This is a genomic window from Variovorax sp. GW823-FHT04F07 (assembly GCF_058795995.1).
Window position 1 is genome coordinate 1 of record NZ_JBXAIG010000004.1, and the last position, 26812, is coordinate 26812.

The 26812-nt window shown below is 69.1% G+C and carries 29 protein-coding genes; 13 read left to right on the forward strand and 16 right to left on the reverse strand.

The genetic code is table 11. The features are described 5' to 3' along the window. Positions 1-231: 231 nt before the first annotated feature. From AC1RAA_RS19080 to AC1RAA_RS19090, 3 genes are read right to left on the reverse strand one after another with little or no spacing between them, the layout of a single operon-like run. Complete coding sequence (locus AC1RAA_RS19080) at positions 232-588, reverse strand: hypothetical protein (protein ID WP_492730018.1); 357 nt, start codon at positions 586-588, stop codon at positions 232-234. Then, the gene (locus AC1RAA_RS19085; RefSeq protein WP_062473752.1) at positions 585-1184 is read right to left on the reverse strand and encodes a cob(I)yrinic acid a,c-diamide adenosyltransferase; all 600 of its coding nucleotides are present in this window, start codon (positions 1182-1184) and stop codon (positions 585-587) included. The genes AC1RAA_RS19080 and AC1RAA_RS19085 overlap by 4 nt, the downstream gene beginning before the upstream one ends. Before the next feature lie 16 nt (positions 1185-1200). Beyond that, entirely contained in the window at positions 1201-1701 is a 501-nt protein-coding gene (locus AC1RAA_RS19090) for a DinB family protein (RefSeq protein ID WP_095743043.1), read from the reverse strand. A 76-nt stretch (positions 1702-1777) separates the two neighbouring features. Here AC1RAA_RS19090 and AC1RAA_RS19095 point away from each other — a divergent pair, with 76 nt between their 5' ends. After that, positions 1778-3202 carry an FAD-binding oxidoreductase gene (locus AC1RAA_RS19095; RefSeq protein ID WP_492730020.1) on the forward strand — a complete coding sequence of 475 codons (1425 nt, stop codon included), beginning with the start codon at positions 1778-1780 and terminating at the stop codon, positions 3200-3202. Positions 3203-3289: 87 nt separating this feature from the next. On the opposite strand, the gene AC1RAA_RS19100 is transcribed toward AC1RAA_RS19095, so the two are convergent. The 9 genes from AC1RAA_RS19100 to AC1RAA_RS19140 all read right to left on the reverse strand — a co-directional run bounded on the left by AC1RAA_RS19100 (position 3290) and on the right by AC1RAA_RS19140 (position 11438). After that, complete coding sequence (locus AC1RAA_RS19100; RefSeq protein WP_070061439.1) at positions 3290-4189, reverse strand: CsgG/HfaB family protein; 900 nt, start codon at positions 4187-4189, stop codon at positions 3290-3292. 131 nt (positions 4190-4320) lie between these two features. Continuing rightward, positions 4321-5274 carry a ParB/RepB/Spo0J family partition protein gene (locus AC1RAA_RS19105; RefSeq protein ID WP_062473760.1) on the reverse strand — a complete coding sequence of 318 codons (954 nt, stop codon included), beginning with the start codon at positions 5272-5274 and terminating at the stop codon, positions 4321-4323. Further along, on the reverse strand, positions 5274-5819 hold the full coding sequence (locus tag AC1RAA_RS19110; RefSeq protein WP_095743041.1) for an RBBP9/YdeN family alpha/beta hydrolase: 546 nt from the start codon (positions 5817-5819) through the stop codon (positions 5274-5276). Before AC1RAA_RS19110 ends, AC1RAA_RS19105 begins: the two co-directional genes overlap by 1 nt. Before the next feature lie 48 nt (positions 5820-5867). Next, positions 5868-6788 (reverse strand): ParA family protein, encoded by a 921-nt coding sequence (locus AC1RAA_RS19115; protein WP_062473764.1) that lies wholly within the window; start codon positions 6786-6788, stop codon positions 5868-5870. 29 nt (positions 6789-6817) lie between these two features. Next, positions 6818-7432: a LysE family transporter gene (locus AC1RAA_RS19120; RefSeq protein ID WP_095743039.1), complete on the reverse strand. Its 615-nt coding sequence runs from the start codon at positions 7430-7432 to the stop codon at positions 6818-6820. 114 nt (positions 7433-7546) lie between these two features. Beyond that, on the reverse strand, positions 7547-8191 hold the full coding sequence (rsmG, locus tag AC1RAA_RS19125) for a 16S rRNA (guanine(527)-N(7))-methyltransferase RsmG (protein ID WP_062473768.1): 645 nt from the start codon (positions 8189-8191) through the stop codon (positions 7547-7549). Further along, the gene (gene mnmG / locus AC1RAA_RS19130; RefSeq protein ID WP_492730022.1) at positions 8188-10173 is read right to left on the reverse strand and encodes a tRNA uridine-5-carboxymethylaminomethyl(34) synthesis enzyme MnmG; all 1986 of its coding nucleotides are present in this window, start codon (positions 10171-10173) and stop codon (positions 8188-8190) included. Before mnmG ends, rsmG begins: the two co-directional genes overlap by 4 nt. Before the next feature lie 195 nt (positions 10174-10368). Continuing rightward, complete coding sequence (locus tag AC1RAA_RS19135) at positions 10369-11256, reverse strand: transglutaminase-like domain-containing protein (protein ID WP_492730024.1); 888 nt, start codon at positions 11254-11256, stop codon at positions 10369-10371. Then, on the reverse strand, positions 11253-11438 hold the full coding sequence (locus tag AC1RAA_RS19140; protein ID WP_013538518.1) for a DUF1328 family protein: 186 nt from the start codon (positions 11436-11438) through the stop codon (positions 11253-11255). Before AC1RAA_RS19140 ends, AC1RAA_RS19135 begins: the two co-directional genes overlap by 4 nt. 190 nt (positions 11439-11628) lie before the next feature. On the opposite strand from AC1RAA_RS19140, the gene gstA reads away from it, so the two are divergent. From gstA to AC1RAA_RS19170, 6 genes are all read left to right on the forward strand, one after another. Next, complete coding sequence (gene gstA / locus AC1RAA_RS19145) at positions 11629-12237, forward strand: glutathione transferase GstA (RefSeq protein WP_095948432.1); 609 nt, start codon at positions 11629-11631, stop codon at positions 12235-12237. Positions 12238-12378: 141 nt separating this feature from the next. Continuing rightward, positions 12379-13179 (forward strand): enoyl-CoA hydratase/isomerase family protein, encoded by an 801-nt coding sequence (locus AC1RAA_RS19150; protein ID WP_492730026.1) that lies wholly within the window; start codon positions 12379-12381, stop codon positions 13177-13179. Beyond that, complete coding sequence (locus AC1RAA_RS19155; RefSeq protein WP_492730028.1) at positions 13176-14996, forward strand: acyclic terpene utilization AtuA family protein; 1821 nt, start codon at positions 13176-13178, stop codon at positions 14994-14996. The genes AC1RAA_RS19150 and AC1RAA_RS19155 overlap by 4 nt, the downstream gene beginning before the upstream one ends. Before the next feature lie 86 nt (positions 14997-15082). Beyond that, positions 15083-16186, forward strand: a complete 1104-nt coding sequence (locus AC1RAA_RS19160; protein WP_492730029.1) for an alkene reductase — start codon at positions 15083-15085, stop codon at positions 16184-16186. Positions 16187-16264: 78 nt separating this feature from the next. After that, on the forward strand, positions 16265-16750 hold the full coding sequence (locus AC1RAA_RS19165) for a RidA family protein (protein ID WP_492730031.1): 486 nt from the start codon (positions 16265-16267) through the stop codon (positions 16748-16750). After that, positions 16747-17223 (forward strand): GNAT family N-acetyltransferase, encoded by a 477-nt coding sequence (locus AC1RAA_RS19170; protein WP_492730033.1) that lies wholly within the window; start codon positions 16747-16749, stop codon positions 17221-17223. The genes AC1RAA_RS19165 and AC1RAA_RS19170 overlap by 4 nt, the downstream gene beginning before the upstream one ends. 4 nt (positions 17224-17227) lie before the next feature. Here AC1RAA_RS19170 and AC1RAA_RS19175 read toward each other — a convergent pair whose 3' ends face one another. Both AC1RAA_RS19175 and AC1RAA_RS19180 read right to left on the reverse strand, forming a co-directional pair. Next, the gene (locus tag AC1RAA_RS19175) at positions 17228-18613 is read right to left on the reverse strand and encodes a sensor histidine kinase (RefSeq protein ID WP_492730035.1); all 1386 of its coding nucleotides are present in this window, start codon (positions 18611-18613) and stop codon (positions 17228-17230) included. A gap of 8 nt (positions 18614-18621) precedes the next feature. Beyond that, positions 18622-19311 carry a response regulator transcription factor gene (locus tag AC1RAA_RS19180; protein ID WP_492730037.1) on the reverse strand — a complete coding sequence of 230 codons (690 nt, stop codon included), beginning with the start codon at positions 19309-19311 and terminating at the stop codon, positions 18622-18624. A gap of 114 nt (positions 19312-19425) precedes the next feature. On the opposite strand from AC1RAA_RS19180, the gene AC1RAA_RS19185 reads away from it, so the two are divergent. The 4 genes from AC1RAA_RS19185 to AC1RAA_RS19200 all read left to right on the forward strand — a co-directional run bounded on the left by AC1RAA_RS19185 (position 19426) and on the right by AC1RAA_RS19200 (position 22495). Continuing rightward, positions 19426-20307, forward strand: a complete 882-nt coding sequence (locus AC1RAA_RS19185; RefSeq protein ID WP_492730039.1) for an alpha/beta hydrolase — start codon at positions 19426-19428, stop codon at positions 20305-20307. A gap of 29 nt (positions 20308-20336) precedes the next feature. Further along, positions 20337-20624 carry a phosphopantetheine-binding protein gene (locus tag AC1RAA_RS19190; protein ID WP_095948423.1) on the forward strand — a complete coding sequence of 96 codons (288 nt, stop codon included), beginning with the start codon at positions 20337-20339 and terminating at the stop codon, positions 20622-20624. Further along, positions 20621-21913: a beta-ketoacyl-[acyl-carrier-protein] synthase family protein gene (locus AC1RAA_RS19195; protein ID WP_492730041.1), complete on the forward strand. Its 1293-nt coding sequence runs from the start codon at positions 20621-20623 to the stop codon at positions 21911-21913. The genes AC1RAA_RS19190 and AC1RAA_RS19195 overlap by 4 nt, the downstream gene beginning before the upstream one ends. 93 nt (positions 21914-22006) lie before the next feature. Continuing rightward, the gene (locus AC1RAA_RS19200) at positions 22007-22495 is read left to right on the forward strand and encodes a GNAT family N-acetyltransferase (RefSeq protein WP_492730043.1); all 489 of its coding nucleotides are present in this window, start codon (positions 22007-22009) and stop codon (positions 22493-22495) included. A gap of 12 nt (positions 22496-22507) precedes the next feature. On the opposite strand, the gene AC1RAA_RS19205 is transcribed toward AC1RAA_RS19200, so the two are convergent. Further along, positions 22508-24772: a heavy metal translocating P-type ATPase gene (locus tag AC1RAA_RS19205; protein ID WP_492730045.1), complete on the reverse strand. Its 2265-nt coding sequence runs from the start codon at positions 24770-24772 to the stop codon at positions 22508-22510. 161 nt (positions 24773-24933) lie between these two features. On the opposite strand from AC1RAA_RS19205, the gene AC1RAA_RS19210 reads away from it, so the two are divergent. After that, on the forward strand, positions 24934-25128 hold the full coding sequence (locus tag AC1RAA_RS19210; protein ID WP_062473802.1) for a heavy-metal-associated domain-containing protein: 195 nt from the start codon (positions 24934-24936) through the stop codon (positions 25126-25128). Then, positions 25128-25547 (forward strand): Cu(I)-responsive transcriptional regulator, encoded by a 420-nt coding sequence (gene cueR, locus AC1RAA_RS19215; protein WP_492730047.1) that lies wholly within the window; start codon positions 25128-25130, stop codon positions 25545-25547. The genes AC1RAA_RS19210 and cueR overlap by 1 nt, the downstream gene beginning before the upstream one ends. 105 nt (positions 25548-25652) lie before the next feature. Here cueR and AC1RAA_RS19220 read toward each other — a convergent pair whose 3' ends face one another. Beyond that, positions 25653-26612: a YcjF family protein gene (locus tag AC1RAA_RS19220; RefSeq protein ID WP_492698594.1), complete on the reverse strand. Its 960-nt coding sequence runs from the start codon at positions 26610-26612 to the stop codon at positions 25653-25655. Positions 26613-26812: the final 200 nt, after the last annotated feature.

Sequence of the window (26812 nt, forward strand, 5' to 3'; positions counted from 1 at the left end):
GAATGTCCCCCGGGCTTCGCCCTCCTCCTTGATTTCGCTGCGGGAAGCACCCAGTGTCCTGCGCACGGGAAGCGGCGCTGGTGTGCGGCCGATCAACGACCGCACCGCCCAACGCTCACGCCGATGCGGTGCCTTGCGCAGCGAAATCAAGGAGGAGGCCGCAGGCCGGGGGACATTCGCGGAGCAAGGCTCCCCGTCGGCGGGAGCGTCGCCCTGAACAGCAGCGCTGAATCAGGGCGCGTTGCCCTGCGGCCCCACAGGCGGTGGCGCCGCGCGCCCACTCGAGCCCGGTGCCAGCTTGCGTCCGAAGGACTCGCCCACGTTACGCACGGGCCGGCTGGCTTTTTCCGACACGTTGCTCACGCCGCGCCGCGTGGCCGCATCGGCGCGGTTGACGCCGCGGCCGGCGGCGTTGGTGCCGCGCTGCACGCTGCCCACCACCTTGCCGCTGCGCGAGGGCGACTTGATCGTGTGGGCGCGTTCGGCCTGGGGCGGGTTGTCGGCGCTCTGCGCCTGCGCGATGACGGGCAGCCAGAGCGCGGCGGCGATGGCGGCGAGCGATGCGGTGGTGATGTGAAGCTTCTTCATGGCGTCGTCCCCTGGGAGTGGTCTTCGGATTCGGCGGCGGCCGCGCGGGCCATGCGTTCGCTCTTCCAGTACACGTCGTCGCCGCCGTTCATGCGGTTGAGCACGCGTGCGAGCACGAAGAGCAGGTCGCTGAGCCGGTTGAGGTACTGGCGCGGCGCGTCGTTGAGTTCGGTGGTGGCGCCCAGCGACACCACCGCGCGCTCGGCACGCCGCGCCACGGTGCGGCACACGTGCGCGAGCGAAGCGGCGCGCGTGCCGGCGGGCAGGATGAATTCGGCCAGACGCGGCAAGGCGGCGTTGTGGTCGGCCAGCGCGTTGTCGATCTGCAGCAGCGCTTCGGGCTTGAGCAGCGTGAAACCGGGCATCGAGAGTTCGCCGCCGAGGTTGAACAGCTGGTGCTGCACATCGACCAGCAGCTCGCGCACGGGCTCTGGCAGCGGTTCGCACAGCAGCACGCCGATGTGCGAGTTGAGTTCGTCCACGTCGCCCATCGCGTGCACGCGCAGGTGGTCCTTGGGCACACGGGTGTTGTCGCCCAGGCCGGTGGTGCCGTCGTCGCCGGTGCGGGTGGCGATCTGGGAAAGTCGGTTGCCCATGGGCGCTCCTCTCGGTTCAGGTCGTGAGGCCGGCTGCGTCGATCTTGCCGGCCAGCCATTGCAGTCCGGCCAGATGCTGATGGTCGTGGCTGCACAGGTAATGGATGAGGCTGCGCATCGTGAGCGGGCCGTAGCCCTCGAACACGGCCGTGCGCGCGAGCTGTGCGTCGCTCAGCTGCGAGATGATTTCCATCGTCTGCACGCGCGCCAGGCGGAACTCGGCGAGCACCGCTGCAGGGTCGGCCGCGCCGTAATGGCGCTCGATGGCCAGCGGCTCGCTGTCGATCGATGCGAGCGTCGGATGGGTTTCGGCGAGCGTGCGGCGAAAGCGCACGTGGTAGCCCTCGATCTCGATGTCGCGCACATGGCACAGCTGCTCGATGGCGGTGAAGGCCTCGCTGGGCACGCCCTCCCACGAAGGCGGCGCCCAATGCCGGAAGGCTTTGGGAATGGCCGCGTAGTGAGCTTCGAGCTGCGAGGGAAAGGCCGCGAGGGCTGCAAGGGTCGTGGGGTTCATGTCTTTTACCGAAGCGCATTATGGTGCGCGCTCCGTAAAATGACCGATCCCCCTCAGCCCCTCCAGGAGACGCCCGATGAACGCCCCGACTTCCACCTCGCACCTGATGCCGGCGCTTCATCTGCGCGATGTCCCTGCAGCCCTGATCGACGGGCTGAAGGCGCGCTTCGGCGACAACTGTTCCACGGCGATGGCGGTGCGCACGCAGCACGGGCGCGACGAGTCGTCGTTCGACGCACCGCCACCCGCGGCCGTGGTGTTCGCCGAAAGCACGCAGGATGTTGCCGATGCCGTGAAGCTCGCGAGCGAACACAGCGTGCCGGTCATTCCCTTCGGCGTGGGTTCTTCGCTCGAAGGCCACCTGCTCGCGGTGCAAGGCGGCATCAGCATCGACGTGTCGCGCATGAACCAGGTGCTGTCGATCAACGCCGACGACCTCACGGTGACGGTGCAGCCCGGCGTCACGCGCAAGCAGCTCAACGAAGAGATCAAGAGCACGGGCCTGTTCTTTCCCATCGACCCGGGCGCCGACGCCTCCATCGGCGGCATGACGGCCACGCGCGCCAGCGGCACGAACGCGGTGCGCTACGGCACGATGCGCGAGAACGTGCTGGCGCTCGAAGTGGTCACGGCCAGCGGCGACGTGATCCGCACGGGCACGCGCGCGAAGAAGTCGTCGGCCGGCTATGACCTCACGCGCCTCATGGTGGGCAGCGAAGGCACGCTGGGCGTGGTCACCGAGGTCACGCTGCGCATCTACCCGCTGCCCGAGGCGGTGTCGGCGGCGATCTGCTCGTTCCCGAGCATCGAGGCCGCGGTGCGCACCACCATCGAGACGATCCAGCTGGGCGTGCCGATCGCGCGCGTGGAGCTCATCGACGTGAACACGGTGCGCATGGTGAACGCCTACGCCAAGCTCAACCTGCGCGAAGAGCCGATGCTGCTGATGGAATTCCACGGCTCGCCCGCCGGCGTGAAGGAGCAGGCCGAGACGGTGCAGGAACTCGCGAGCGGCCACGGCGGCAACGCCTTCGAATGGGCCAGCACGCCGGAAGAACGCACGCGCCTGTGGACCGCGCGGCACAACAGCTACTTCGCGGCCGTGCAGTCGCGCCCGGGCTGCCGCGTGATCTCGACCGACACCTGCGTGCCGATCTCGCGCCTGGCCGATTGCCTGCTCGACTCGGTGGCCGAAGCCGATGCCAGCGGCATCCCCTACTTCCTCGTCGGCCACGTGGGCGACGGCAACTTCCACTTCGGCTACCTGCTCGATCCGAACATCCCCGAAGAGCGCGTGAAGGCCGAAGAACTGAACCATGCGCTGGTGAGCCGCGCGCTGGCCCTCGAAGGCACCTGCACGGGCGAGCACGGCGTGGGGCTGCACAAGATGGACTTCCTGGTGACCGAAGCCGGCGTGGGCGCGATCGACATGATGCGCACGATCAAGCGCGCGCTCGATCCGAAGAACATCATGAACCCGGGCAAGATCTTCAGCCTCTGATCCCTCGCGATCACGCATCAATGAAAAAGCCCGGCGGCTCGCAAGAGCGCCGGGCTTTTTCGTGGCCCGAAGGCCCGCGTTTTGTTCTTACCTGCGGCGACGTGCCGGTGCCGGCTCCGGCGGCACGTAGGTCTGCGAAGGCGCAGCGCCCCCATCGACACCCAAGCGGCCACCGCCGCCCAGGCCCTGGCCGCGCACCGTCTGCGCCTTGTAGTTGCGCAGCGAACGAACCATCTGGTTGAAGGCGTCCATGAAGGCTGCGGCAATCACCTTGCCCTGCGCCGTGTTGGTGTAGCCGCCGAGGCCACCGGCGCCGCTGCGGCCGGCCAGGCCACCGAAGGCGCCGAAGTCGGTCTTGGAGGCGCTGCCTTCGGCAGCAGCCACCTGCACGCCCGAGCGGTTGTCGATGAGCGTCAACAGCGCGCTGGCTTCCTTGGTCTGCAGACTGCCGCCGACGGCCGCGATGGCGCGGCCACGGCCACCGCCCACGAGGCCGCCGAGCGCACCACCGATGCCGCCGGCATCGCTGTTGCTGAACACGATCTCGGGCGACAGGCCATAGTCGGATGCCACCATCTGGCCGCGGCCGAAGTTGCTGCCGCCGCGCATCTCGCCCGACTGCTGCAGCGCGCGTTCACGCGTCATCGCGTTCATGCCGGCCGCGCCGCGCTCGACCACGATGAAGCAGTTCGATTGCTGCACCAGCAAACGCAACAGATTTGCAGTAGGCGGCAGGCGGTACTCGCCCGTGAGGATGGTGTACCAGCCGGCGTTGACGTTCTCGACCAGCGAGACAGTCCCGAGCGGCGATTCGCAGCGCTCGAGCTGGCTGCTCTCGCCCGAGGTGGCACCGCCGGCGGCGCTGCCGGTGGCCATGGTCTTGGCCGACTGGCTGCCCATCTGCATGTCGGTGGTGGCGCAGCCCGTGAGCAGCAGTGCGCCGACGGCGACTGCGGCGAGCGGGAACTTGGTGGCGAAGAACGGCATGGTCGACTCCCTCGTTTCGATGGTGGTGGTCTTGCAGGGCTGAAAGAAAAACCGCGATCGAGGATACGCGCAAAGGATTGCAGGAATCAATCAAACGAACGCAGGGGTCCGTCTTCGCAACGCAAGCCGAACTAGGCCGTTCGGCGGATGCGCTCGATGAGTCCGTTGAGCGCCTCGATGGAGCCGAAGTGGATCGCCAGCTCGCCGCTTTCGCCGCGCTTCGTGCGCTTCTTGATGCGCACCTCGACCTCGGCCGTGAGCAGGTCGGCCAGCTCTTCTTCCACGCGCTGCAGGTCGCGCGACTTCTCGCCGGCATTGCCGCGCCGCGAGGGCGTGAGCGTGAACTCGGCCGCGAGCTTCTTCACCAACGCCTCGGCCTCGCGCACCGACATCTTCTTGGCGGCGATCTGGTTGGCGGCGGTGATCTGCGTGCCGCGGTCGAGCGACAGCAGCGCGCGCGCGTGGCCCATGTCGATGTCGCCGGCCATCAGCATCAGCTGCGCGGGCTCGGCGAGGTTCAGCAGGCGCAGCAGGTTGCTGGCGGCACTGCGCGAACGGCCCACGGCCTGGGCCGCCATTTCGTGAGTGAGCCCAAACTCGGTCACCAGGCGTTGCAGGCCTTGGGCCTCTTCCAGCGGGTTGAGGTCTTCACGCTGGATGTTCTCGATGAGCGACATGGCCGCCGCGGCCTCGTTGGGCACGTCGCGCACCAGCACCGGCACGGTATCGAGGCCCGCGAGCCGGGCGGCACGGAAGCGCCGCTCGCCCGCGATGATTTCGTACTCGGCGTTCTTGGCCGCGGCCGACTCGGCGTCGAGCCGGCGCACCAGGATCGGCTGCATGATGCCCTGCACCTTGATGCTCTCGGCCAGCTCGTAGAGCGCGCCCTCGTCCATGCGGGTGCGCGGCTGGTAGACGCCGGCCACCATCTGGTCGAGCTTCAGGGTGTTGGGGTTCTGCGGGGCGCCGCCCTCTTCCGTGGCGCGGTCGCCGCCATTGCCGAGCGGATCGGCGGAGGGTGCGGCCGTCGGGCCGAGCAGCGCTTCGAGGCCGCGGCCCAGGCCCTTGGGTTTCTTGGTCGCCATCAGTGCGTGTCTTTCGAGAGGTCGTTCAGGAGTTTCCGGCCTTCGGGCCAGTCGCCCAGGCCGGATTCGGCGTTCAGGTGGCCGCCGGTGCCGGCATCGATGAAGCGTGCGCCCCAGTCGCGGGCCAGCTGCTTCGAGCGCGAGGCTTCGCAGTACGGGTCGTCGTTGGCCGCGATGAGCACGGCCGGGAACGGCAGCGGCTGGCGCACGATGGGTGCCCAGCCGGGAATCAGTTGGCGCAGGTCGTCGCGCTCCAGGTCGCCGGGCGCCACCAGCAGCGCGCCGCGCACCTTGTGCGTGTTGCGCGAGTGGGCCGCCCAGGCGGCGGTGAGGATGCAGCCGAGGCTGTGGGCAGCCAGCACCACTTGGCCCGGCGCGGCCAGCACTTCTTCTTCGAGGCGGATCGACCAGTCGCCGCGCAGCGGGCGCATCCATTCGTGCTGGTCGACGCGGTGGTCGCCGTAGACCGACTCCCAGCGGGTCTGCCAATGGCCGGGGCCGCTGTTCTGCCATCCGGGCAGCAGCAGGATGCGGGGTTCACTCATGGCTGGTTGCTACGAACTTGATAGCGCCTGCCGCCCATCGGGCGAGCATCAGACGGGGTTTTGATCGGTATCGGCGACGGAAGCAGAAGGCGCAGCGGCCAGCACATCGTCAGGAATCGGCAGGTCGGGCACCACGCGCGGCGGGGGCGTGACCGGCGGTGCCACCGCGCCCGAGGCGAAGGCGCTCGCGGGCGGCATCTTGGCGACCAGCTCTTCCGCGAAGGCGATGAAGGCCTGGCTGCCGCGGGCGGACGGGTCGAACACCACGCCCGGCAGGCCGTAGCTCGGCGCTTCGGCCAGGCGCACATTGCGCGGGATCACGGTGTCGAACACCTTGTCGCCGAAGTGGGACTTGAGCTGCTCGCTCACCTGCTGCTGCAGCGTGATGCGCGGATCGAACATCACGCGCAGCAGGCCGATGATCTGCAGGTTCTTGTTGAGGTTGGCGTGCACCTGCTTGATGGTGTTGACCAGGTCCGTGAGCCCTTCGAGCGCGAAGTACTCGCACTGCATCGGCACGATCACGCCGTGGGCCGCGCACAGACCGTTGAGCGTGAGCAGGCTCAGGCTCGGCGGGCAGTCGATCAGCACGAAGTCGTACTCGGCGCCGACCGCGGCCAGCGCGGTGCGCAGGCGTTTTTCGCGGCGGTCGAGCGCCACCATTTCGACTTCGGCGCCGGCCAGCTCACGGTTGGCACCCAGCACGTCGTAGCTGGCTTCGGCCTCCACGAGCTTGTCGGACTTCACCCGCGCCTCGGCCACCGAGGCCGATTCGAGCAGCACGTCGTACACCGTGAGCTCCAGCTGGCGCTTGTCGATGCCCGAACCCATGGTGGCGTTGCCCTGGGGGTCGAGGTCGATCATCAGCACACGCTGGCCCACCTTGGCCAGGCCGGCGGCGAGATTGACGGTGGTGGTGGTCTTGCCGACGCCGCCCTTCTGGTTGGCGATGCAGAAAATCTTGGCCATGTGTCGTCAGTGCGGGTCGTCGGGGTCGGTCAGCGCGAGATCGCGAGCTTGATGCCGAAGGCAATCAGGAAGGTGCCGGCCAGCTTTTCGAGCGTGGCCGAGATGCGGGGATTGGCGCGGATGCGCTCGGCCAGGAAGTGCGTGAGCAGCGTCGAGGTCAGGCCGTACAGGAAGGTCAGCGCGGCGATGGTCACGGCCATGGCGCCGAAGGTGATGACACCCTGGTGGCGCGCCGGATCGACGAACAGCGGGAAGAAGGCCATGTAGAACACGATCGCCTTGGGGTTCAGCAAGGTGATCGTCAGCGCCTGGCGCAGGAAATGGCTCGGGCGGATGTTCAGGATCGGTGCCGCGCCGGGCTTGGCCAAGAGCATCTTGAGGCCGAGCCACGCCAGGTAGGCGGCGCCCAGCCACTGCACGGCCTTGAAGGCGGCCGGGTAAGCAGCCAGCACGGCCGACACGCCCGCCACCGCTGCCCACATCAGGACCTGGTCTCCCAGAATCACGCCGAAGGTCGCTGCCAGGCCGCCGCGAATGCCGCCTTTGCTGGTCGAAGTGATCAGCGCCAGATTGCCCGGACCGGGAATCAGAAGGAACAGGACGATGGCGGCGACGAATGCGCCGTAGTCAGCGATGCCGAACATGGAATTTGCCTCGAAAAAGAGAGCCAGGGGGAGGCTTCGAGTCTAAGGCAGGCCAGCGCCGGGAAGATTGCTCCGGCACCGGCTTTTGCCGGCGCCGTCGCATCTTTTACGAAATCAGGCGGCCTCTTTGCGCGCCCAGACGATGCAGCGCTCGGCGTCCAGGCCCGGCACCGTCAGTTGTTCCACGTGAAACACTGCGACGCCGGCCGGCAAGGCGGCCAGTTCGTCGGTCGGCACCTTGCCCTTCATGGCCAGCCAGACACCGCCCGGTGCCAGCAGGTGCACCGAGCCATTGAAGAAATCGGGCAGCGACGCGAAGGCGCGCGAGCTGATCACCTCGTAGCTGCCGGCCAGCGATTCGACCCGCGCATGCAAGCCGCGCAGGTTCGGCAGCTCCAGTTCGGCCGCCACCTGCTGCACGAAGGCGGCTTTCTTGGCGACGGCATCGAGGCAGCTGACCTCGATGTCGGGCCGCATGATGGCGATCACCACGCCCGGAAGACCACCGCCGGAGCCGACGTCGAGCAGCCTGCCCTTCCCTGCCCACTCGCGCTGCAGCGGTGCGACGGCCGCGAGGCTGTCGAGCAGGTGGTGCGTCATGACGCCGGCCGGGTCGCGCACGGCCGTCAGGTTGTAGACCTTGTTCCACTTGAGCATCAGCGTGCCGTAGGCCAGCAGCTGTTCGCCCTGCGTGTCGGACAGGGCCACGCCCAGGGCGGCTGCGCCTGCGCGCAGCGTGTCGAGGGGCGTCGCGCTCATGGTGCGGTGTGCGGCTCGGTGGCAGCAGCTTCGGTGGTTTCTGTGGTCGCGGCGGTCTCGGCGGCATCGCGGGCGAAGGCCTTGTGCCCGCCCTTGCGCAGGTGAATCATCAGCAGCGAGATCGCGGCGGGCGTCACGCCCGAGATGCGCGATGCCAGCCCCAGCGTTTCGGGCCGGTGCTTGTCCAGCTTCTGGCGCACCTCGAAGCTCAGGGCCTTGACCTGGCCGTAGTCGAAATCGGCGGGCAGCTTCAGGTTCTCGAAGTGGGCGGCGCGCTCCACTTCGTCGTGCTGGCGCTCGATGTAGCCGGAGTACTTGGCCGAGATCTCGATCTGCTCGATCTCGGAAGCGCTCAGCGCCGACGACGGACCGTACTTGCCGCCGTCCAGCGACATCAGGGTTTCGTAGTTCACGTCGGGCCGGCGCAGCAGGTCGGCCAGGTTGTATTCGTGCTCGATGGCTTTGCCCAGCACCCGGGCCGACTCGGTCGCCGGCAGGTTGCGCGGGTTCACCCAGATCGACTTGAGCCGCTCTGTTTCACGTGAAACAGCGTCGCGCTTGCGGCTGAAAGCGTCCCAGCGCGCGTCGTCCACGAGGCCCAGCTTGCGCCCTGCTTCGGTCAGGCGCATGTCGGCATTGTCCTCGCGCAGCTGCAGCCGGAACTCGGCGCGGCTGGTGAACATGCGGTACGGCTCGGTCACACCCTTGGTGATCAGGTCGTCGACCAGCACACCCAGGTAGGCCTCGTCGCGGCGCGGCAGCCAGGCGTCTTCGCCCCGGCACTGCAACGCGGCATTGATGCCGGCGAACAGGCCCTGGGCCGCCGCCTCTTCGTAGCCGGTGGTGCCGTTGATCTGTCCGGCAAAGAACAGGCCGCGGATCGCACGGGTCTCGAAGCTGCTCTTGAGCTCGCGCGGATCGAAGTAGTCGTACTCGATGGCGTAGCCCGGGCGCAGGATGTGGGCGTTTTCCAGGCCCGGCATCGAACGCACCAGCTGGTACTGGATGTCGAACGGCAGGCTGGTCGAGATTCCGTTCGGGTAGTACTCGTTGGTCGTCAGGCCTTCGGGCTCCAGAAAGATCTGGTGGCTGTCTTTGTCGGCGAAGCGGTTGATCTTGTCTTCGACGCTCGGGCAGTAGCGCGGACCGACGCCGTCGATCTTGCCAGTGAACATCGGGCTGCGGTCGAAGCCCGAGCGGATGATGTCGTGCGTGCGCTGGTTGGTGTGCGTCACCCAGCACGGCATCTGCTGCGGGTGCATCTCGACCTTGCCCATGAAGCTGAACACCGGCATCGGCCCTGCCCCGCCGGGCATGCCGTCGCCGGGTTGTTCGGTGCACTTCGAGAAGTCGATGCTGCGGCCGTCCAGACGCGGCGGTGTGCCGGTCTTCAGGCGGCCCTGCGGCAGCTTGAGTTCCTTCAGGCGCGCCGACAGGCTGATGGCCGGCGGGTCGCCCGCGCGGCCGGCCTGGTAGTTGTCGAGGCCGACGTGGATGCGGCCGTCGAGGAACGTGCCCGCGGTCAGCACCACGGTGCGCGCGCGGAAGGCAATGCCCACCTGCGTGACGGCACCGACCACGCGGTCGCCCTCGATCATCAGGTCGTCGACGGCTTGCTGGAACAGACTGAGGTTCGGCTGGTTTTCCAGGCGGTGGCGGATCGCGGCCTTGTACAGCACACGGTCGGCCTGCGCCCGCGTGGCGCGCACGGCCGGGCCCTTGCTCGAATTGAGGATGCGGAACTGGATGCCCGCCTCGTCCGTGGCAATGGCCATCGCGCCGCCGAGCGCGTCGACCTCCTTCACGAGGTGGCCCTTGCCGATGCCGCCGATCGACGGGTTGCAGCTCATCTGCCCCAGCGTCTCGATGTTGTGGGAGAGCAGCAGCGTCTTGGCGCCCATGCGTGCGGAAGCGAGCGCGGCTTCGGTGCCGGCATGGCCACCGCCGACGACGATCACATCGAATTCTTCGGGGTACAGCATTGGAAAAGGGGGCGCACCACAGACGCGTGCGCGGCGCAAAAAAGGGCACTAATTTTAAGCGGCGATGCCCTGCCGCAACCCCTGTGTGGACAAGCTAGGGAGCCGCGCCAAAATCGGCCTGGAGCCTTGTCGGCATTGCGCAGTTTGCTATATATTTAATAGCAAACAACCCGCGTCGGGCGGTCACTTGGAGGGTCAGAGCACCGGTTCGGGCTTCTCGATGCCCCGCAGCTCGCCGCTGGGTGCCGGCGTGCGCGGCGCAATGGCCCGCTCGTCCTGCAATTCGCGCACGGCGAGCTTCTTGTCGGTCATGCGCACCGCGCCGAAGATCGTGGAGAAGGCCACGTCCTTCGCGTCGCGCCCCGTGCCCACGCGCACCAGCCGGTCGACGGGCGCCATGCGCGTCGGATCGAACAGCACCCACTGCCCGCCGAGCCAGGCTTCGAACACGGCATGGAAGTCCTGCGGCGGTTCGTCGAACCACACATAACCCACCACCAGCCGCGCCGGGATGTTGAGCGCGCGGCAGAAGGTGATGCCCAGGTGCGCGAAGTCGCGGCACACGCCCGCGCGCTGCACGAACACCTCGCGCGCGGTGGTGGTCGAGTCGCTGCTGCCCGGCACGTAGACGATGCTGTCGTGGATCCAGTCGGCAATCGCCTGCACGCGGCCGATGCCCGGCGGCAGGTCGCCGAAGAGCTGCTGCGCGCAGCGCGCCAGCAGGTCCGACTCGCAGTAGCGCGTGGGCAGCAGGTCGCCCAGCACCGCGTCGGGCAGCTGGCTCACCGGCACCTCGGGCAAGGTGGCCGGCACATGCACCACCGGGCGCCGCACCGTCGCGCGGTAGGCGATGGTCAGCGGCCCGGGCGCCGCGTCGAAACGCACGAAGCGGTTGCCGCTGTCAGCCTCGCAGCCCACCCGCAGCCGCGCGGGCGGCGCGATGGTGAGCGTCTCGGCCAGCACCGCCTGCGCGCCCGTGCGCGCGGCCTCGATGTTCAGCCGCAGGTGCGCCGGGGCGTCCACCTCGTAGTCCAGGCGCAGGTCGACGTGCGACAGGTGCATGGCATGGGGCAAGGCGGTCAATCGAGCGCCTTCTTCACCGCGCCCACGCCGAGTGCGGCCAGCACCACGAACAGCACCGCCAGCACGAGGAACAGGCCGAACAGCAGCTTGGCGATGCCCGCCGCGCCGGCCGCCACGCCGCCGAAGCCCAGCAGACCCGCCACGAGCGAGATGACCGCAAAAATGATCGCGTACTTGAGCATGGTGAACCACTCCTTGGTTGCTTTGCAGCGGGCATGCGCCGCCGTGTCCGGACTGTAGGAAGGCCCACCGTGCCGCCCGATAGTCGGCGCGCGCGAGCCGCCGTAGGACAAAAACGCGATGCGGCCAAACCCGCTAGCATCCCCTGCGGTCGCACAGATCTTTTCCTTCTATCCATTGGAGTTTTTTCGAATGAAGCTGTACTACTCGCCCGGCGCCTGCTCGCTCTCCCCCCACATCGCGCTGCACGAAGCGGGCATCGCCTTCGAGCCCGTGCTGGCCAGCACCAAGAGCCACAAGCTGCAGGACGGCACCGACTACTACGGCATCAACCCGCTGGGCTACGTGCCGATGCTCGAGCTCGACGACGGCACCCGCCTGCGCGAAGGCCCGGCCATCGTGCAATACATTGCCGACCTCGCGCCCACCAAGAACCTCGCACCCGCCAACGGCACCATGCCGCGCTACCGCCTGCAGGAGTGGCTGACCTTCATCGGCACTGAGATGCACAAGGGCTTCAGCCCGCTGTTCAACCCGGCCATGCCCGAGGAAGCCAAGTCCATCTCCAAGGACAAGCTCAAGGCCCGCTTCCAGTGGCTCGACGGCGAACTCGCCGCCAAGCAGTACCTGATGGGCGAGCATTTCAGCGTGGCCGACGGCTACCTGTTCACCGTGACCAACTGGACCAAGCCCACCGGCGTGGACATCTCGGACTTCCCCAACGTGCTGGCCTGGCACGCCCGCGTGGCTGCCCGCCCCGCCGTTCAGGAAGCGATGAAGGCCGAAGGCCTGCTGAAGTAAGCAAAAGCGCGCAGAACGCGACGCCAGCGACGATCCGAGTCACCACAGGGAAAACCCGGATCACCGCAGCCACAAGCCGCATGCCGCGGCTTTTTTTTCGGGCGACGCTACGGCATCCGTCACCAGGAAGCCGAGCCGCCCATGTCCGAATCCCCTCCCCCTTCTTCTTCCCCGTCCCCTGTCGAGCTGCGCGAAGAGATGCGCGGGCCCGTCATGTGGCTCACCATCGATCGCCAGGAACGCCGCAACGCCATCAACGCGGCCGTGCTCGAGGGCCTGTCCGATGCGCTGGCCCGCGCCAACCGCGACACCGCCGTGCGCGCCGTGGTCCTCACCGGCGCCGGCACGCGCGCCTTCTGCGCCGGCGCCGACCTGCAAAGCGGCACCTCCTTCAAGTTCGACTACGCCGCGCCCTACCAGGGCATGGCCAACCTCTTTCGCCAGGCGCGGCAATCGACCGTGCCGCTGATCGCGCGCGTCAACGGCGCCTGCATGGCGGGCGGCATGGGCCTCATGGCGATGTGCGACATGGCCGTGGCCAGCCGCCAGGCCGTGTTCGGCCTGCCCGAGGTGAAGGTCGGCGTGTTTCCCGCGCAGGTGCTCAGCGTGCTCGGCGGCCTGCTGCCGCGCCGCGTGCTGGCCGAGATGTGCATCACCGGCGAACCGATCGACGCCGCGCAGGCGCTCGAGCTGAAGCTCGTCAACCGCGTGAGCGACGACGTCGACGAGAGCGTCGACTGGCTGCTGGGCCGCCTGCTCGACAAGTCGCCCGCCGCCATCCGCCGCGGCCTGTACACGATGAAGAAGATCGAGGCCATGGCCTTCGAGGAATCGATGGCCTTCACCGAAAGCCAGATCGGCCTGTTCGCGCTCACCGAAGACGCGGCCGAAGGCCAGCTCGCCTTCCGCGAGAAGCGCAAGCCGCAATGGAGCGGCCGATGAACAGCAACAAACACAACGGCCGCGTCGTCCGCATCGGCGGCGCCTCCGGCTTCTGGGGCGACAGCAGCGTGGGCGCGCCGCAGCTCGTGGCCAGCGGGCAGATCGACTACCTCGTGTTCGACTACCTCGCCGAGCTCACCATGTCGATCCTCGCGGGCGCACGGCTCAAGAAGCCCGAGCTGGGCTACGCGACCGACTTCGTGGCGGTCGCGATGAAGGCCGTGCTGAAAGACGTCGTGAAACAGGGCATCCGCGTCGTGAGCAACGCGGGCGGCGTCAACCCGCAAGGCTGCGCCGATGCGCTCGCGGCACTGGCCGCCGAGCAAGGCATCACGCTGAAGATCGCCGTGGTCAGCGGCGACGACGTGTCGCCGCTGCTGCCCGAACTGCGCGCCTCGCAACCGCCCGTGCGCGAACTGCAGAGCGGCGCGCCGCTGCCCGAGCGCGTGCTCAGCGCCAATGCCTACCTGGGCGCGCGCCCGGTCCAGGCCGCGCTCGACGCGGGCGCGCAGGTCGTCATCACCGGCCGCTGCGTCGACTCGGCCGTCACGCTCGGCGTGCTGATGCACGAATTCCAATGGCAGCCCGGCGACCACGACCTGCTCGCCGCGGGCAGCCTCGCGGGCCACATCATCGAGTGCGGCTGCCAGGCCACCGGCGGCCTGCACACCGACTGGGACACCGTGCCCGACTGGCCGAACATCGGCTACCCCATCGTCGAATGCGCCGCCGACGGCAGCTTCGTCGTCACCAAGCCCGCGGGCACCGGCGGCAAGCTCACGCCCGCCGTGGTTGGCGAGCAGATGCTCTACGAAATCGGCGACCCTGCCGCCTACCTGCTGCCCGACGTGGTGGCCGACTTCACGCAGGTTCGCATCGAACAGGCGGGCGAACACCGCGTGCGCGTGCACGGCGCGCGCGGCCGCGCACCCACCGGCCGCTACAAGGTCTGCGCCACGTATGTCGACGGCTTCAAGACCGCGGCGCAGCTCACGATCGTCGGCTTCGACGCGGTGGCCAAGGCGCGGCGCACCGGCGAAGCGATCCTCGCGCGCACCGGCGCCCTCTTCGCACAACAGGGCCTCGGGCCCTACAGCGGCACGCAGCTCGAAGTGCTCGGCGCCGAGTCCTGCTACGGCCCGCACGCGCAGACACAGGCGCTGCAGATCCGCGAGGCCGTGCTGCGGCTCGCCGTGACGCATCCGCGCAAGGACGCGCTGGAGCTGTTCGCGCGCGAGGTCGCGCCGGCCGGCACCTCGTGGGCGCCCGGCACCACGGGCGCGGGCGGCGGGCGCGCCTCGGTGTCGCCGTCGATCCGGCGGTACGCGTTCCTGCTCGACAAGGCGCGCGTGAGCCCGCAAGTGCGTGTCGATGGGCAGGCCGTCGATGTGCCCGCGGCGCACGCCACCAGCGACGACCCGCCTGCGGTGCACACCAACGATGCACGGCCCCTCGCCACGCCCGGCGACGACGCCATCGAGGTCCCGCTGATCCGCCTCGCGTGGGCCCGCAGCGGCGACAAGGGCGACACCTCGAACATCGGCGTCGTCGCGCGCCATCCCGAGCTGCTGCCGCTGCTGCGCGCGCAGCTCACCGAGGCCCGCGTGGCCGCATGGCTCGCGCACCTGGTGCAGGGCCGCGTCACGCGCCACGAGGTGCCCGGCATCCACGCCTTCAACTTCGTCTGCGAACAGGCGCTGGGCGGCGGCGGCATGGCCTCGCTGCGCAACGACCCGCTCGGCAAGGGCATGGGGCAGATCCTGCTGGCGCTGCCCGTGCGCGTGAGCCCGGCGCTGCTGGCGCGGCTGCTTCCTTAGCACCAATCGGGACAACCGTGCGACAGCAGGGTTGAGACGGGCGGCTTAGCCTTGCGCCTGTTTCAACTCTGCCCCCTCAATCCACGATGTCCACCCTTTTCGACCCCGTCCAGGCCGGCGACCTCCAGCTCGCCAACCGCATCGTGATGGCGCCGCTCACGCGCAACCGCTCGCCCAACGCGATCCCGCCCAACATCGCCGCCACCTACTACGCCCAGCGCGCCAGCGCCGGCCTGCTCATCACCGAAGCCACCGCCATCAGCCACCAGGGCCAAGGCTACGCCGACGTGCCCGGCCTCTACGGCACCGAGCAACTCGACGCCTGGAAGCGCGTGACCGACGCCGTGCACGCCGAGGGCGGCAAGATCGTCGTGCAGCTGTGGCACGTGGGCCGCGTCTCGCACACCGAACTGCAACCCGGTGGCGGCAAGCCCGTCGCGCCCTCGGCCATCACCGCCAAGACCAAGACCGTGCTCATCAAGGACGGCGTGCCCACCTTCGTTGAAACGTCCGAGCCGCGCGCGCTCGACGCGGCCGAACTGCCCGGCATCGTCCACGCCTATGCCGCGGCCGCACGCAACGCCGTCGAGACCGCAGGCTTCGACGGCGTCGAGCTGCACGGCGCCAACGGCTACCTGCTCGACCAGTTCCTGAAAGACGGCAGCAACAAGCGCACCGACGACTACGGCGGCTCCATCAAGAACCGCGCGCGCCTGCTGCTGGAGTCCACGCGCGCCGTGGTCGACGCCGTCGGCGGCGGCAAGACCGGCATCCGCCTGTCGCCCGTCACACCCGCCAACGACGCGCACGACAGCGACCCGCAGCCGCTGTTCACCTACGTCGTGCAGCAGCTCGCGCCGCTGAACCTGGCCTACATCCACATCATCGAAGGCGCCACCGGCGGCCCGCGCGAAATCGCCGACCGCCCCTTCGACTACGAAGCCCTCAAGGCCGCCTACCGCGCCGCCGGCGGCAAGGCCGCCTGGATGGTCAACAACGGCTACGACCGCCCCCTGGCCGAAGAAGCCGTGAAGGAAGGCGACGACCTCGTGGCCTTCGGCAAGCCCTTCATCTCGAACCCCGACCTGGTGCGCCGCCTGCGCGAGCACGCGCCGCTCAACGAGCTCGACAAGGCGACGATGTATGGGGGTGGGGTGAAGGGGTATACGGACTATCCGGCGCTGGGCTGAGCCCACGGCAGCCCCTGAGGGCCATGGCAAGATGCGGCGGACCTCTTCATCAACGTCCGCCTGCAGGAGCGCAACGCCATGGCCCGCATCGAACAACGGCTCGGAGCACTCGGCCTCGTGCTGCCCCCACCGGTCACGCCACCACCCGGCGTCATCCTCCCCTTCCAGTTCGTCCGCCTCATCGGCCGGCGCGCGATCGTCTCGGGCCATGGCCCGCTGGATGCCGACGGCCGCATCGCCGCTCCGCTCGGAAAACTCGGTGCCGAACTGACCGTCGAGCAGGGCTACACCGCCGCGCGCCTCACCGGGCTCGCGATGCTCGGCAGCCTGCAGCGCGCGCTCGGCGACCTGGACCGCATCACCGCATGGACGCGCGTGTTCGGCATGGTCGCTTCGGCACCCGGCTTTCAGCAGCAGCCGGCGGTCATCAACGGGTTTTCCGACCTGATCCTCGAGCTCTTCGGTCCCGAGGTCGGCGCGCATGCGCGCAGCGCCGTGGGCATGGCCGAGCTGCCTTTCGGCATCCCGGTGGAGATCGAGGGCGAGGTCGAGTTCGACGCGTGAGCGACAACGCTGCATCCTGGCACCTGCGCCGCGCCACCGCCGCCGACGTGGCGGCCGTCACCACGTGCGCCGTCGAAGCCTTCCGCACCTACATCGCGCGCCTGGGCCTCACGCCGCGGCCGATGACGCGCGACTATGCGCAGGCCATCGCCCATCTGCAGGTGTGGGTGGCCGAGTGCACGGGTTCGCAGATCGGCGCGGCGCTGCTGCTCGACGTCACCGACGAAGGCTTCCTCATCGACGTGATCGCGGTCCACCCCGACCGCCAGGGCAGCGGCGCGGGTCGCGCCTTGCTCGAACTGGCCGAGCGCGAAGCACTGCGCCAGGGCCACGCATCGATCTACCTGTTCACGAACGAGAAGATGACCGAGAACCTCGCGCTCTACCAGCGCATCGGCTATGTCGAGTTCCGGCGCGAATCCCTCGACGGGCGCACACGCGTCTATCTGCGCAAGCCACTGACAAGCGCGTGAACGGTCAGGCGTCATCCCCGAAGGTCACGCTCACGCGCAAGCCGGTGGGCTCCGCGGCGTCGAGCCGCAGCTCGGCCCCCAACAGCTCGGCATAGCGCGCCACGATCGACAGCCCCAACCCCGCGCCCTGCCCCAGCTTCTGGCCCGCGGGCCCTTGCGCCCAGCGCTGCATGAGGTCGCGCTGCGCCTCGAGCGGAATGCCGGGTCCGTCGTCGATCACGCTCAGCGTGCGACCCGCGAGTTCGACGGTGATGGTGCGGCCGCCGTAGCGCAGTGCGTTGTCGATCAGGTTGTCGAGGATGCCCTCCACCAGCGCTTCGTTCGCAAGCACCGTCACGCCGTCGTCGAGGCCGCGCGCACCCAGATCGACACCGCGCGCGTCGGCGCGCGCCAGGTGGCGCAGCACGGTCTGCTCGGCCAGCATGTCGAGCGACACGGGCGTGCGCTGCAGGTCGGTGCGCGCCTCGTCGGCCAATGCCAGCGCCAGCAGCTGGTCGATCAGGTGACTCGCACGCGCCTGCCGTTCGGACACGCGCGTGAGCTGCTCGCGCCACACCTCGGTGTCGTGCTGTGCGAGCCCGTACTCGGCCAGCGCGCGAATGCCGGCGAGCGGCGTGCGCAACTCGTGCGCCACGTTGCCCACGAACTCGCGCTGCGCGCGCACGCTGTGGCGCAGCCGGTCGAACAGCGCATTGACGGCATCGCCGAGGCGCTGCAATTCTTTCGAGGTCTGCGCCACGGCCACTGGCGAGAGGTCGCGCACGTCGCGGGTGTCGAGTGCACGCTGTAGCTCGCCGAGCGGTCGCAGATCGCGTCGGATGCCATGCCAGAGCCACACGGCCAGCAGCACGAGCAGCAGCACCTGCGGCGCCATGGCATAGAACAGCAGCCGCTGCACCAGGGCGGCGCGGCTCAGCGTGGTCTGGGCCACGATCACGCGGTAGGGCATGTGCAGGCCGGGCTCGGCGTCATGATCGAGCACGACGGCACGCAGCACATTGCCGTCGTAGTCGATGTCAGAAAAACGGTAGCGCGAACCTTCGTCGGGCAACGGCGCCTTCAGGTCGCCCCTGCCGGAGATGAGCGTGCCGTCGAGCCGCTGCACCGAGAAGTAGACCTTGTCGGTCTGGTCGAACAGCACGGTCGCCACCTCGCGCGGCGTGAGCAGCAGCTCGATGCCGCGTTCGCCGGCCTGCACGTTGGCCGACAACGCATAGGCGTCGTCGAGCATGCCGCGGTCGAAGGCCTGTTCCGAAAAATAGTTGGCGATGACGAGTGCGATCACCGCACCGGCCATCCAGGTCAGCGCCAGCGGCACCAGCACGTTGCGCAGCACGCGCCGCGTGAGCGAAGGTGCAGTGCGCGTGACCGGTGGGATGGCCTCGCTCACGGGCGGCCTCACACCTCGGCTTCGAGCAGGTAGCCGATGCCGCGCAGCGTGCGGATGCCCGCGCCCGAGCCGAGCAGCTTCTTGCGCAGGCGCGAGATGAAGGCCTCGAGCGCGTTGTCGCCCAGCGATTCGTCGAAACCCGAGAGCTTGTCCGACAGCGCCCGCTTGCTCACGGTGCGGCCCGGCGGGCTCATGAGTTCCCACAGCACCTCGAACTCGCGCGCCGGCAGGTCGAGCGGTGCGTTCGCGACCGCGAAGCGCCGCGCCTTGCGGTCGAGCTTGAGCTGGCCGAGCACCACGATGTCTTCGGTGCCCTTGGCGCGCCGCACCAATGCACGCAGCCGTGCCTCCACCTCGGCGAGGTCGAAGGGCTTGCCCAGGTAGTCGTCGGCGCCGGCGTCGAGCCCGGCGATGCGTTCTTCGGTGCGCCCGCGCGCCGTGAGCACGAGCACCGGCGTGCGGTCGCCGCGCGCACGCGCCTGTCGCAAGGCCATGAGGCCGCTCGCCAGGCCGCTGGTGGGGCTGGCGGTGGCGGGCAGGTTGAGGTCGAGCAGCACGGCATCGAAGGGCTGCACGCGCCACAGGTGGTCGGCATCTTCGACGTTGGTCGACACGTCGACCCGGTGGCCCGCGTCGGCGAGGCTGCGCAGCATCACGTCGCGCAGCACGGTGTCATCTTCCACAAGCAGGATTCGCATGGTGAGTGAATGAGTGGTGGGTGATTTGTGGGTCTGCCCTGGCGATGGACGCGTCAGCGGCCGGTCAGTCGCTCACCGCGATAAACGCGACATGAGCATACGACACACCTTCCGATGAGTGCACGCGATCCCTCCGATCCCTTGAGCCTCGTGTCCCCCGCCGTGCAGCGCACCGCGGTGGTTCTGCTGCATGGTTTATGCAGCACGCCTGACGAGCTGCTGACCGTGCAATCGACCCTGCAGCGCCACGGGTATGCGGTGCAGCCGCTGAGCATCGCCGGCTACTCGTTCGACGCCGCCGCGCCGCTGCAGCAGGCCGTGCCCTTCGAGCGCTGGCTCGACACCCTCGAGGCGCACGTGAAGGCGCTGCGGCGCACGCACGACCGCGTGATGCTGGTCGGCATCTCGGCCGGCGCCTCGCTGGCCCTGGGCGGCGCCATCCGCTGCGGGCGCGAGGTGGACGCGCTGGTGCTCATGTCGACCACGCTGCGCTTCGACGGCTGGGCCGTGCCGCGCACGCGCTTCCTGCTGCCGCTGGCTTTCTACACGCCGCTGGGTCGCCTCTGGCAGTACCGCGAGCGCCCGCCCTACGGCGTGAAGAATGAGCGCGTGCGCACCTGGATCGAGCGCGAGCTGCGGCATCGCCAGGTCTCGCGCGCCGGCAGCGCGGTGATCGGCGTGGGTCACCTGCGCGAGCACGACCGGCTGATCCGCCACGTGCGGCGGCGCCTGAATGACGTGCAGTGCGAGCAGGTGCTGGCGCTGCATGCGCGCGAGGACGAGGTGGCCAGCCTGTCCAACCTCGACCTGCTGGTGCGCGGGCTGCGCTGCGCCTCGCTGCGCACCGTGGTCCTGAACAACAGCTACCACATGATCAGCATCGACAACGACCGCCAGCAGGTCGTGCGCGAGACCCTCGCCTTCGCCGAGACCGTGGCCCACGGCCCGGTGCCCGAACCCGTGTTCCGCGCCCGCGGACTTGTTCTCCACGCCTGACCCCAGGCCAGACCGAAAGGAACCCGCCCATGTCGTCCTCTCCCACCTTCAACAGCATCGCCACCATCCTCGAGACCGACTTCCGCGTCGCGCGCACGGCCATCTCGCCGGCCACCGCGCTGTCGGACCTCGGTCTCGATTCGCTCGCGCTCATGGAGTTCGTGTTCGCGGTGGAAGACGCCTTCCACCTGCGCATTCCCGAAGACCGGCTCGACCCGCGCGAAGCCGGCATCACGCTGCAGCGGCTGTGCGAGGTGATCGACGCCGAGGGCGAGGCCGCCGCCGCACGCGCCGAACCCATGGCAGCGGCCGCATGAGCAGCGGCGCCGCCCATGCCGTGCTGGCGGCCACCGCCACGGCCCACACCGCCGCCGCGCCCGTGCACGTGAGCGGGCTCGGTTTCATCACGCCGCTCGGACGCAGCATCGAGGCCTTCGACGACGCACTGTTCGCCGGCCGCTCCGCGGTGCGCGCGCAGACCCTCGAGATTCCCGGCATGGACCCGATGGCCATCGCCGCCGCCACCTGCGACTTCGACGCCAGCAGCGTGCGCAGCGCCTCGCGCCTGCCGCTCGACCGTGGCACCGCGATGGCCCTGGCCGCCGCACAAGACGCCGCGGTCGATGCCGGGCTCGACCTCGACACCCTCGACCGCGACCGCCTCGGCGTCTTCTGGGGCAGCGGCCTGGCCGGCGCCGGCACTTTCGACGCCACCACGCGCGCGCTCTACGGCGAACAGCGCCGCATGCGCCCCACCACCGTGCTCACCGTGATGCCCAACGCCGCGGTCGCCGAACTGGCGCTGCACTTCGGCGCGCGCGGCGCGGCGCTGGCCTATGCCTGCGCCTGTGCTTCGTCCGCAGTGGCCATCGGCGAAGCCATGCGCGCCATCCGCGGCGGCTGGATCGACATCGCCATCGTCGGCGGCCACGACGCCATGCTCACGCCCGGCGTGATGGCCAGCTGGCACGCGATGCGCGTCATGGCGCCACCGCCGGCCGATGCGCCCGCCACCGCCTGCCGTCCGTTCTCGGGCGACCGCGCGGGCTTCGCCATCGGCGAGGGCGCGGCCGCGCTGGTGCTCGAATCGGAAGCCCATGCGCGCGCCCGCAGCGCCGGCGCGCAGCCCTTCGTGCTCAGCGGCTACGCCAGCAACTGCGACGGCACGCACATCACCAACCCCGACCCGGCCGGCCAGGTGCGCGCGATGCGTGCCGCGCTGCGCGACGCCGGGCTCGTGCCCTCGGACATCGGCCACATCAACTCCCACGGTACGGCCACGAGCGCGGGCGATGCCGCCGAGGCCGCGTCGATCGGCGAACTGTTCGGCAACGCCGCGCCCGTCAGCGCGACCAAGGCGATCCACGGCCACGTGCTCGGCGGCGGCGGCGCCATCGAACTCGTGGCCGCACTGCGCGCACTGGCCCGCGAGACCTTGCCGCCCATCGCCCACCTGCACACGCCGGATGCTGCGTTCGGCAACGTCGACTTCGTGCGCGGCGCGGCACGCGAGGCGCGGGGGCTGCGCCATGTGCTGTCGAATTCCTTCGCCTTCGGCGGCACCAACGCGGTGATCGTGGCGAGCCGGCGCGTCTCGGAGGGCTGAGCTTCGGGGAGGACAAAAGCGGTGCGGTCGTCGGCACCGCCTTGCTATGCTCGGCCGCATCCTGCCCTGCAGACCTCCCAGAAGAAGCGCGACATGCCCCTGCACCGCCTCGCCACATCCTCGGACTTCGACGCCGTCTTCGATCTCTACATGCACGAGCGGGTCGTGCCCTACCTGGGCTACGACCCGATGCCGCGCGACGACTTTCGCCCGATCTTCCAGGGCTTGCTCGACAGCGGTGCGTTCTTCATCTTCGAAGTGGATGGCCAGCTCGCCGGCTTCTACCGCGTCACCCGCTACCCGGGCCGCGCGCAGCATGTGGCGAGCCTGGGCACGCTCGCGGTCGATCCCACATTCCACGGCCGCGGCGTCGCGCAGACCATGGTGACCGACGTGCTCGCGCGGCTGAAGGCCGAAGGCGTTCGCCGCGTCGAGCTGATGGCCGAGAGCGACAACGCCACAGCCCTGCGCTTCTATGCCCGGCTGGGCTTCGTGCAGGAAGGCACGCTGCGCCAGTTCTACCGCCGGGCCGGTGAAGCGGACTTCGTCGACGAGCACCTGATGGCGCTGCTGTTCCACTGATCCACGGTTCGGTCAGTGTTGTTGTTGGTGCTTCGGCTTCCAGCGCCGCAGCAACAGCGCATTGGCCATCACGCTCACGCTCGACAACGCCATCGCCGCGCCGGCCACCACCGGGCTCAGCAAACCGAAGGCCGCGAGCGGGATGCCGGCCACGTTGTAGGCAAAGGCCCAGAACAGGTTCTGCCGGATCTTCGCCACCGTGCGGCCCGAGAGCTCGAGCGCTTCGGCCACGAGCGCGAGGTCGCCGCGCATCAGCGTGATGCCGGCCGCTTCCATCGCCACGTCGGTGCCACCGCCCGAAGGCGCCATCGCGATGCCCACATCGGCTGCGGCCAATGCGGGCGCGTCGTTCGCGCCGTCGCCGACCATCGCGACCACATGGCCGTTCTTGCGCAGCGCGCTCACCTGCTCGGCCTTGTCGGCCGGCAGCACGTCGGCGCGCACGTCTTCGGCCGGAATGCCGAGCCGCGCCGCCATCGCCTGCGCCGCGCGCAGGTTGTCGCCCGAGATCATCACCACGCGAAGGCCGCGCGCACGCAGCGTGCGGATCGCTTCGGCGGCCTGCGGCTTCGGTTCGTCGGCGAAGGCCAGCAGCGCCTGTACATGTGCGGAGCCGGCGTCGTCGAAGCGCAGTAGCGCGGAGACCGTGGCGCCTTGCGACTGCAGGCGCTCGATGTCGGCCTCGGCCGGCATCGCGTCGAGCTCGCGGCACCAGCGCAGGCTCGCGATGGCCCAGGTCGCGCCGTTCACTTCGCCGCGCACGCCGCGCCCCGGCATGGCCTGCATCGCACCGAGCGGCGGCGCCTGCACACCGCGTTCGGCGGCGGCAGACAACACGGCGCGTGCGAGCGGATGCTCGCTGCCGCCTTGCAGGCTGGCGGCCGTGGCGAGCAAGTCGTTCTCGTTCGCCAATGCACCGGCCGCGGGCAGCAGCGCCGTGAGCACGGGGCGGCCCACGGTCAACGTGCCAGTCTTGTCGAAAGCCACGGTGTCGACGCGGTGTGCAATTTCCAGTGCTCGCGCGTCCTTGATGAGGATGCCGTGCTTCGCGGCCACGCCCGTGCCCGCCATCACCGCCACCGGCGTCGCCAGGCCCAAGGCACAGGGACAGGCGATCACCAGCACCGCCACCGCATGAATCAACGCGGTCTCGACGCCGGCACCCGCGACCATCCAGCCCGCGAAGGTGACGAGCGCAATCACCAGCACCACCGGCACGAACACGGCCGCCACCTGGTCGACCATGCGCTGGATCGGCGCCTTGGCGGCCTGTGCGTCCTCGACCAGCCGGATGATGCGGGCCAGCACGCTCTCGGCACCGACCGCGCGCACCTCGATCACCATGCGGCCGTCGCCGTTCACCGCGCCGCCGGTCAAGTTGTCGCCGGGGTTCTTGGCCACGGGCAGCGGTTCGCCCGTGAGCATCGATTCGTCGACCTCGGACTGCCCTTCGAGCACGCGCGCATCGGCCGGCACGCGTTCGCCGGGGCGCACGGCGAGGCGGTCGCCGACCATCACCTCGGCCAGCGGCACGTCGCTTTCCTTGCCGCGTGCGTTGATCAGGTGCGCCACTTCGGGCCGCAGCTGCTGCAGCGCGCGGATCGCCGAGGTGGCCTGGCGCTTGGCACGCGCCTCGAGCCACTTGCCCAGCAGCACCAGCGTGATCACCACCGCCGAGGCTTCGAAGTACAGGTGCGGCACCATGCCATGCCCGGCATGCTCGCCGGTGGCGGCGCGCCACCACAGCCACAGCGACAGGCCGAAGGCCGCGCTGGTGCCCAGCGCCACCAGCAGGTCCATGTTGCCGGTGCGGGCCTTGGCCGCATGCCAGCCCGCGCGGTAGAAGCGCGCGCCGAGCCAGAACTGCACCGGCGTGGCGAGCAGCAGCTGCACCCAGGGCGGCAGCATCCAGCTCTGGCCGACCAGGTCGCCGAGCATCGGCGCCATCAGCGGGATCGACAGCGCCAGGCCGATGGCCACGGGCATGAAGCCGTGCCAGGGCGACAGCGCGGCGGCCTCGTCCTGCGCGGTGCTTTCGGCGCGCGGTTCGTAGCCGGCGGCGCGCACGGCGCGGCGCAGCAGCAGGGCCATGTCCTCGCCGCCGGTGGCCACGATGCGGGCCGACTCGGTGGCGAGGTTGACGCTCACGTTCTGCACGCCGGGCACGTTCTTGAGCGCGCGCTCCACGCGCATCACGCACGAGGCGCAGGTCATGCCGCCGACCGAGAGGTCCAGCGTGGCGGCGGCCGCGGAAGGTTGAGGCTGAATGTGTTCCATGATCCCGAGGCTAAAGCCTGACACCATGGCAAGGTCAAGCGCGGTGGCTTCAAAGCCCTTGGCTGGACGTTGACATCGTGAGAGGGTTGAAACTGGCGTTGTCCCCGATTCGGGTGTTCAATCCTTCCACCCTTCATTCATTCCGACAAGGAGCAACGACGATGAGCCAGAAATTCCAGGTCTCCGGCATGAGCTGCAACCACTGCGTGGAGGCGGTGCAGGACGCGGTGCAGACGGTCGACCCGCACGCGCAGGTCACGGTCGATCTCGAAACCGGTCATGTGGACGTGTTGAGCCAGCAGCCGCGCCAGGACATCGTGGTCGCGATCGAGAACGCCGGCTACACCGTTCAATGATGACGGCGAGCTCCGCCCACGGCCGCCAGGTCGCCATCGGCGAGGCCGCGCGGCTGTCGGGCGTGTCGGCGCGCATGGTGCGCCACTACGAAGGCCTGGGCCTGCTGCCCGCGGTGGCGCGCACCGAGAGCGGCTACCGCCAGTACAACGACGCCGACATCCACACGCTGCGCTTCATCAAGCGCTCGCGCGACCTGGGGTTCTCGATGGAAGAAATCGCCGAGCTGGTCGGCCTGTGGCACAACCGCCGCCGCGCCAGCTCGAGCGTCAAGCGCATCGCGCAAAAGCACCTGGGCGAACTGGAACAGCGCATCGCCGACATGCAGTCGATGCGCAGCACGCTCGCGCACCTCGTGCATTGCTGCCACGGCGATGCGCGGCCCGACTGCCCGATCCTCGACGATCTGAGTCAAGTCTAGGGACTCCCCCAGGCTTCGCGCACTTCGTGTCGCTGCGCCAACCCCCTCGCCGGGGGCGATACCGGTGGCCCGGCAAAGCCGGTTCCACGGTATCCCTGGGAAAAGTCAGGCGTTCTTCACGAGCGACAGGACCTGGCTCGTGTCCAGCGTGCGCGCCCGTTCCTGGATCGCCGGCAGGTACTGCGTCTGCAAGCCCTGCCCTTCCTTCACCACGCTGGAGAACGCGTCCTTCAGCATCTGCGTGGAGAGCGTGCGCCCGCCCGCGTAGTAGCGCTTGGCCACGTGGCCCAGCGCATAGGTCGACGCGAAGCTCATGCCCGAGCTCACGGCCTGCTTGCCCAGACCGCCCAGCAAACCGCCGCCGACCTTGCCCAGCAGGCCGCCGAGCAGCTTGCGCCCGGCCTGCTCCAGGTACTGCGAGGTCAGGCCCACGCCCACGGTGGCCAGGAAATCCTTGATGTGGCCGGTGTCCAGCTGGTAGCCGTGCGCCTGCCCGATGCGGTAGACCAGCTTCATCTGCAGCGGAATGATCGCCATGGTCGACAGCGTCTCGGGCAGCAGCTCGAGCGCGCCGTTGAGGATGGCAGCGTTGAGGATCGCGCGGTCGAGCTCGGTGCTGTCGGGCGCCTGCGGCGCTGCGGGGGCGGTGGCCGTTGCGGCCGCTCCGGCCGTCACCGCGACCGCCGCCGGCACCGCGGCGGCGATGTCTTCCGCCCGCTGCGAGAACTGCGCCGCCGAGGCGTCCAGGCCGAGCGAGCTGCGCACGTCCATCAGGAAGAGCCGCTCCGGCTCCGACTGCACGCCGTCGGCGTCGCACATGCACACCGCCATCTCGTACGCCAGTTGGCGCGACTCGGCGCTTTTCAGCTCGCCGGCCACCGAGGCCAGCGACACCCGCTTCATCAGCACGTCCTGGTAGATCGTCGGCAAGTTCACGCCGTCGGCCTGCGACAGGCCCTCGGCGATGCGCTTGATCTCGGCACGCTCGCGCTCGTGCTTTTCGCCATCGACGAAGGCCGCCAGCAGGCTCAAGGTGACGATCGCTTTTGTTTCAGAAGGTGTCATGTTCGAGTTTTTTCGTCATGTGAAGGAGCGGATTGGGTCCGCCCGGCGCCCGAAGGTTCCTCCACGCGTTCTCCCCACAAAACTGGGGCAACTCTGTGGATAACCCCGGCACTGCTCTGTAGGGGCGTCGCAAGTCATTGATTTGCAATGGAAATCTACAGCCTGCTCAATTAACAGGCAATGAATTTCTCGACCCGAAA

What these genes read in the sequence shown, in the direction of transcription:
- AC1RAA_RS19080 (WP_492730018.1), bottom strand. Translation starts at nt 588, where the DNA reads ATGAAGAAGCTTCACATCACCACCGCATCGCTCGCCGCCATCGCCGCC.
- AC1RAA_RS19085 (WP_062473752.1), bottom strand. Translation starts at nt 1,184, where the DNA reads ATGGGCAACCGACTTTCCCAGATCGCCACCCGCACCGGCGACGACGGC.
- AC1RAA_RS19090 (WP_095743043.1), bottom strand. Translation starts at nt 1,701, where the DNA reads ATGAACCCCACGACCCTTGCAGCCCTCGCGGCCTTTCCCTCGCAGCTC.
- AC1RAA_RS19095 (WP_492730020.1), top strand. Translation starts at nt 1,778, where the DNA reads ATGAACGCCCCGACTTCCACCTCGCACCTGATGCCGGCGCTTCATCTG.
- AC1RAA_RS19100 (WP_070061439.1), bottom strand. Translation starts at nt 4,189, where the DNA reads ATGCCGTTCTTCGCCACCAAGTTCCCGCTCGCCGCAGTCGCCGTCGGC.
- AC1RAA_RS19105 (WP_062473760.1), bottom strand. Translation starts at nt 5,274, where the DNA reads ATGGCGACCAAGAAACCCAAGGGCCTGGGCCGCGGCCTCGAAGCGCTG.
- AC1RAA_RS19110 (WP_095743041.1), bottom strand. Translation starts at nt 5,819, where the DNA reads ATGAGTGAACCCCGCATCCTGCTGCTGCCCGGATGGCAGAACAGCGGC.
- AC1RAA_RS19115 (WP_062473764.1), bottom strand. Translation starts at nt 6,788, where the DNA reads ATGGCCAAGATTTTCTGCATCGCCAACCAGAAGGGCGGCGTCGGCAAG.
- AC1RAA_RS19120 (WP_095743039.1), bottom strand. Translation starts at nt 7,432, where the DNA reads ATGTTCGGCATCGCTGACTACGGCGCATTCGTCGCCGCCATCGTCCTG.
- rsmG (WP_062473768.1), bottom strand. Translation starts at nt 8,191, where the DNA reads ATGAGCGCGACGCCCCTCGACACGCTGCGCGCAGGCGCAGCCGCCCTG.
- mnmG (WP_492730022.1), bottom strand. Translation starts at nt 10,173, where the DNA reads ATGCTGTACCCCGAAGAATTCGATGTGATCGTCGTCGGCGGTGGCCAT.
- AC1RAA_RS19140 (WP_013538518.1), bottom strand. Translation starts at nt 11,438, where the DNA reads ATGCTCAAGTACGCGATCATTTTTGCGGTCATCTCGCTCGTGGCGGGT.
- gstA (WP_095948432.1), top strand. Translation starts at nt 11,629, where the DNA reads ATGAAGCTGTACTACTCGCCCGGCGCCTGCTCGCTCTCCCCCCACATC.
- AC1RAA_RS19150 (WP_492730026.1), top strand. Translation starts at nt 12,379, where the DNA reads ATGTCCGAATCCCCTCCCCCTTCTTCTTCCCCGTCCCCTGTCGAGCTG.
- AC1RAA_RS19155 (WP_492730028.1), top strand. Translation starts at nt 13,176, where the DNA reads ATGAACAGCAACAAACACAACGGCCGCGTCGTCCGCATCGGCGGCGCC.
- AC1RAA_RS19160 (WP_492730029.1), top strand. Translation starts at nt 15,083, where the DNA reads ATGTCCACCCTTTTCGACCCCGTCCAGGCCGGCGACCTCCAGCTCGCC.
- AC1RAA_RS19165 (WP_492730031.1), top strand. Translation starts at nt 16,265, where the DNA reads ATGGCCCGCATCGAACAACGGCTCGGAGCACTCGGCCTCGTGCTGCCC.
- AC1RAA_RS19180 (WP_492730037.1), bottom strand. Translation starts at nt 19,311, where the DNA reads ATGCGAATCCTGCTTGTGGAAGATGACACCGTGCTGCGCGACGTGATG.
- AC1RAA_RS19185 (WP_492730039.1), top strand. Translation starts at nt 19,426, where the DNA reads ATGAGTGCACGCGATCCCTCCGATCCCTTGAGCCTCGTGTCCCCCGCC.
- AC1RAA_RS19190 (WP_095948423.1), top strand. Translation starts at nt 20,337, where the DNA reads ATGTCGTCCTCTCCCACCTTCAACAGCATCGCCACCATCCTCGAGACC.
- AC1RAA_RS19195 (WP_492730041.1), top strand. Translation starts at nt 20,621, where the DNA reads ATGAGCAGCGGCGCCGCCCATGCCGTGCTGGCGGCCACCGCCACGGCC.
- AC1RAA_RS19200 (WP_492730043.1), top strand. Translation starts at nt 22,007, where the DNA reads ATGCCCCTGCACCGCCTCGCCACATCCTCGGACTTCGACGCCGTCTTC.
- AC1RAA_RS19205 (WP_492730045.1), bottom strand. Translation starts at nt 24,772, where the DNA reads ATGGAACACATTCAGCCTCAACCTTCCGCGGCCGCCGCCACGCTGGAC.
- AC1RAA_RS19210 (WP_062473802.1), top strand. Translation starts at nt 24,934, where the DNA reads ATGAGCCAGAAATTCCAGGTCTCCGGCATGAGCTGCAACCACTGCGTG.
- cueR (WP_492730047.1), top strand. Translation starts at nt 25,128, where the DNA reads ATGACGGCGAGCTCCGCCCACGGCCGCCAGGTCGCCATCGGCGAGGCC.
- AC1RAA_RS19220 (WP_492698594.1), bottom strand. Translation starts at nt 26,612, where the DNA reads ATGACACCTTCTGAAACAAAAGCGATCGTCACCTTGAGCCTGCTGGCG.